The organism is Pararhodobacter oceanensis (genome assembly GCF_003076755.1).
GTDB lineage: Bacteria > Pseudomonadota > Alphaproteobacteria > Rhodobacterales > Rhodobacteraceae > Pararhodobacter > Pararhodobacter oceanensis.
On sequence record NZ_QDKM01000026.1, the window covers coordinates 1 to 4,334 of the forward strand.

A 4,334-nucleotide genomic window follows, 5' to 3' on the forward strand; every position below is an offset into this window, starting at 1 on the left:
ACGTCCGCGCAAACGCCCCCATTGCTCCACCGCCGCCGCCGAAGCGCCGTGGCCGTTCACACAAAACCCAAAACGGAGACGCCGATCACTAAAGCCGGTTGATCACCGAACCCGAGAAAGTGGGGAATTTTACTTCGGCACTATTGGGGAAAATTCAAACGGCGTTGACACCTTCCATGCGATCGGGATACCGCGTGGGGCGGGCGGGATTTCCATCATCACCACGCGCGCCCCGTCAATATCTACCTCATGGAGCTGGCGGAATGTGGTTGTGGGGTCGGCACCTTGGGCAATCTGGTGCTTGAGGCTGTGCAACCGCTCGCTGTCCTGTCGATAAGGCGTGCTGGTGACCTGACGGGTCTTGTTGCTGACGCCGAACACCAGCCATCCGGCATCCGCGTCACGCAAGTTCGCCTCATTTGCCAGCGCCGAGAAATAGCGGCCGATCTTGTCGGTATCAAAGTCATTCGACACCTCCTTGAACTCGACCACCTCGTTTTCCCAGGTGGCGATCAGGTCGGATAATTTGAGGCTCAGGTCGGCAGGGAGCATCAGATTGCTTTTACGTCAGTGTCGGGCGAGAGGGATTTGAAGATCTGCTTCACGTTGATCTTGGTGGCGTCGTCCTTGAAGCCTGTGTCTTTGAACACTACGCGCAGGGGGGCGCGTGCAGCGAGATCTTTGACCAGCACCTCGTCCACGCCTGTGTCGAAACAGGCGGCAAGGGCGGTGCCTGCAACGAAGAACACGGTTTTGCCGTGCAGCGTCTCGCGGGTGATGGGCAGGGTCAGGTCAACGCCCCAGTCCAGCAGCACCTGAAACAGCAGGTCTTCGGGGGTGCGATCCGGCTTGATGTTGTCCACGCGGGCCAGCAGGTCGGCCTGTGTGGTGTCATCGGGGGTGTAATAGACATCGGCCATGTTCGAGCTGTCGATTTTCAGCACGCGAAAGCCCACATCGCGGTTCCAGTCGGGGTGACACTCCCCTTCGAGGATTTTCGCCCCCGCGCGGCGGATGCGTTCTTTGGAGATTTCGGCGATGGTGGAGAATCCTTGTTTTTCTCCCTCTGATTTGGGAAAACAGGCTTCTGGCACTTGAACCATGATTGACCGCACAGGAACCCCTTGCGTTGCAGCGAAGCGAAAGCACGCTTCTGCCGTCGAGGCTGATCCCGCGAAAAAATCGAGCACTATGTCATCTTGCGAGATATTTGCGATCTGAATAATGCGTTCGAGCAGCTTCTGAGGCTTAGGAGTGTCGAATGGAGCGACGCCGTCAAAAAGAACATCTAATTGTTTTTTTGCCTGATCTGTGTGACCGGCTTCTTCATGCGGCCACCAATTGTGAGGGATCATTCCGTCCTTTACTTCACTCAAGAATAACTTAAGCGCAGGAACACTGTTCTTACCACCCTTTCCCCACCACACCTTATCCTCTTTGACATGCTTTTCATGCGTGGTGCGTTCGAATTTCCAAGATTTTTTCTGGGGAATGGTTGTTTCACCAGTATTGGGATTCACAATCGGATAAACGCAATTCGGCCGTTGATCCACTGATGCAATGTTCCAATAGTCTACAGGTTTCCAAGGGCCACGTGGGTCATTGTCAGGATTCTGATACCTTACCTTTGACGCTTCAGTTCTGGGAAGTAAGCCATTCTGAAAGGAGTCAGACTTAGAGTATATAAGGATAAAATCCCTTACTGATGCAATTCCCTTAAAATTATTACTTACAGCATATTTTTTCTGCCACGACACCAAAGCTCTGAAGTTAATTTCGCCAAATACGTAGTCGCATAAATTGCGAAGATTGCTCACCTCATTGTCATCAATGGTAATAAATATGACGCCATCGTCGTTCAACAGATTCTTTGCCAGCCTCAATCTCGGATACATCATCGACAGCCAATCCGAATGAAACCGTCCATTCGACTCTGTATTCGCCACCAGCCGATTGCCTGCCGCGTCCACCTGATTTGACTTGGTCAAAAACTCTGCCGCACTTTCGGCAAAGTCATCCTCATAGACAAAATCATTCCCGGTATTATACGGCGGGTCGATGTAGATCATCTTGACTTTGCCCAGATAGGTCTCTTGCAGCAGCTTGAGCGCCTCTAGGTTGTCGCCCTCGATGAACAGGTTCTGCGTGGTGTCGAAATCCACGCTCTCCTCGCGCACGGGGCGTAGGGTTTTGGCAATCGGCGCATTGGCGGTGATCTGCGCCTGCCGCTTGCCCGGCCAGTCCAGATGATACCGCTCTTGCGGCCCCTCCACGATGCTGTCCGACAATTCCTGCCGCAGCTGGTCAAAATCCACCTTCAACGTCGTCGCGCCATCCTCCCCCGCCGCTTCGGTCACGCAGCCCGGGAACAGGGCACGGATCTTGGCGATGTTGTCTTGCGTCAGGTCGGGGCTGTGCATTTTCAGCTTTTCGATTTCGTTTGTCATGTCGTCCCCTTATCGCCGCCTTCAGGCGTCTTCATATGCTCAAATTCGGCCCTTGCCTCGGCCAGTTGGCCATGCAGCGTCACTTTGATATTGAACTGGCTTTCGCGTTTCAGCTTGGATTGAAGCTGCGCAATCTCGCGCTCTTTTGCCTTGATCTGCGCCGCACGCGCAAGGCGGGTTTCCGTATCCTCCCCCGCGACAGGGGCCACAGGCATCAGCGGCGATAGCATTCCCTCGTAAAGCGCGCCCAGCGTCACCGCCACGGGTAACGGGCTGCGCGGTGCCTCACGTGCAGTCCAAGCCCCACGCATATGCTCGGATACCACCCATTTGCCAGTTGCAGCATCTGATGGGCGCTTAAACGCCGCGGTCGCTTGTGTCCGTTCACCCGCCAGCAGCTCAAACATCACCGGGAAGGGAACGGCGCGATCAATGGCGCGCAGAATGTCGTCGTGCAGGCTGTCACCCTTGAGCGACAGGCGGAACACCTGAATTTCCGGCACAGCCGCCGTGGCGGGCAGGTTCAGCGTTTCGGGGGCGAGTTTATGTGCCCAGACGATCTGGCCCACCTCGCGCACGAACCGTTCGCGCAGCGCAGTGCTGGCCTTGGCCCCGTCATAAATGCGGGTTTTCGGGATCACCCGTTTCAGCGCCGTCTGGGGCGGGTAATGATAGATAGCAGTCATTCCGCACGCACCACAATAAAGGCGATCAGCTCGAAGTCCTCCAGCCCCGCGATGGTCTGGGTTAGCGCGGTCGTATGCCCTCCCGAGAACAGGCTGTCGATGTCACGCTCTTCTTTCACCTCGATCATGGATCTGATGGCGCTGTTGAGCAGGTCCGAATAGGCCTCCATGTTGCGCCCGTCTTGCGTCTCCGCGTTGAAAGCGGTGCAAAGATCGCGAAATGGAATAGTGTGGCCTTTGCAGCCCGTGCGGATCAGATCGAGCAAGCGTTTCACTTGCATCTGGTCCGCGACAATCTCTCCGTCCTCGCCGATGTAGATCAGGTAATAGGGATGCAGGCGGTTCTGTTGGTTGACGTTGACGCTGTCATGGATGTTGCGAAGCGCAAAGATCACACCTGGGACAAGCCCGCGTTCGGGATCCGCCGGAACAACCGTGTGCAGCCCGTTTGGCATACGTGGCAGGTCATCATGGGTTTTGAGGTAGTTCAGCAGGTCCATCCGGAAATCGTTGAGCCCCAGATCGGTGATTGAAATGCCGGTCTTGACGTCCTCCAGCTCAATCACCTCGTCCTGAAGCCGCTGAAGCTGGTCTTTGCGGTAGGCAACGTCCGAGCTTTTGGAGGTCAACACATTGTCCTCGCCGGTGCCCGCCATATCGACGATGTGCATCCGGTTTTCGACCCGCTCTTTAAGGTTGATGTATTCATCAAGGCTGATGTCGGGCCAATAGTTCGACAGCTGGATCTGGGTGTTCGGCGAGCCGATCCGGTCGATCCGACCAAAGCGTTGAACGATCCGCACGGGGTTCCAGTGGATGTCATAATTAATCAGGTAGTCGCAGTCCTGAAGGTTCTGCCCTTCCGATATGCAATCGGTGCCGATGAGGATGTCCAACTCTGCCGGATCGTCGGGCATGATCTTGTCCTTCTCCTTGGCGCGGGGCGCAAAAAGGGTCAGGACGGACTGGAAGTCATACGTTTTCTTGAGCGTTGTCCTAGGACCGCCTGAGCCCGTGACAATTCCGGTGTGGATGTTCTGCGCATCGGCAAAGTGGGGAGCAAGCTGGGCAAAGGAGATATCGGCAAAAGTTGGTGACGCTTGATCAGGCGGCAGCTTGAAGTTGGCGGAGCCCGTCGCGGAACTCAACCCCTTGGATGATCTCTGGCAGGCGGTTTCGACCGTCGAGTTTGCGCCATTTC

The 4,334-nt window shown here is 55.7% G+C and carries 4 protein-coding genes; all 4 read right to left on the reverse strand.

The window, feature by feature from the left end; translation table 11 throughout:
* Nucleotides 1-129 precede the first annotated feature (129 nt).
* The 4 genes from DDE20_RS18785 to DDE20_RS18800 are packed head-to-tail and all read right to left on the reverse strand — an operon-like array spanning nucleotide 130 to nucleotide 4,050.
* Complete coding sequence (locus DDE20_RS18785) at nucleotides 130-552, reverse strand: ATP-binding protein (protein WP_116560044.1); 423 nt, start codon at nucleotides 550-552, stop codon at nucleotides 130-132.
* Nucleotides 552-2,447: a site-specific DNA-methyltransferase gene (locus tag DDE20_RS18790; RefSeq protein WP_205961712.1), complete on the reverse strand. Its 1,896-nt coding sequence runs from the start codon at nucleotides 2,445-2,447 to the stop codon at nucleotides 552-554. The genes DDE20_RS18785 and DDE20_RS18790 overlap by 1 nt, the downstream gene beginning before the upstream one ends.
* Nucleotides 2,444-3,133, reverse strand: a complete 690-nt coding sequence (locus DDE20_RS18795) for a DUF4391 domain-containing protein (RefSeq protein ID WP_116560045.1) — start codon at nucleotides 3,131-3,133, stop codon at nucleotides 2,444-2,446. The genes DDE20_RS18790 and DDE20_RS18795 overlap by 4 nt, the downstream gene beginning before the upstream one ends.
* Nucleotides 3,130-4,050 carry a C-terminal helicase domain-containing protein gene (locus DDE20_RS18800; protein ID WP_240608302.1) on the reverse strand — a complete coding sequence of 307 codons (921 nt, stop codon included), beginning with the start codon at nucleotides 4,048-4,050 and terminating at the stop codon, nucleotides 3,130-3,132. The genes DDE20_RS18795 and DDE20_RS18800 overlap by 4 nt, the downstream gene beginning before the upstream one ends.
* Nucleotides 4,051-4,334 lie beyond the last annotated feature (284 nt).

Bases quoted from the DNA above. Each gene is read 5' to 3' on its own strand.
- DDE20_RS18785 (WP_116560044.1), bottom strand. From the start codon at position 552: ATGCTCCCTGCCGACCTGAGCCTCAAATTATCCGACCTGATCGCCACC.
- DDE20_RS18790 (WP_205961712.1), bottom strand. From the start codon at position 2,447: ATGACAAACGAAATCGAAAAGCTGAAAATGCACAGCCCCGACCTGACG.
- DDE20_RS18795 (WP_116560045.1), bottom strand. From the start codon at position 3,133: ATGACTGCTATCTATCATTACCCGCCCCAGACGGCGCTGAAACGGGTG.
- DDE20_RS18800 (WP_240608302.1), bottom strand. From the start codon at position 4,050: ATGCCCGACGATCCGGCAGAGTTGGACATCCTCATCGGCACCGATTGC.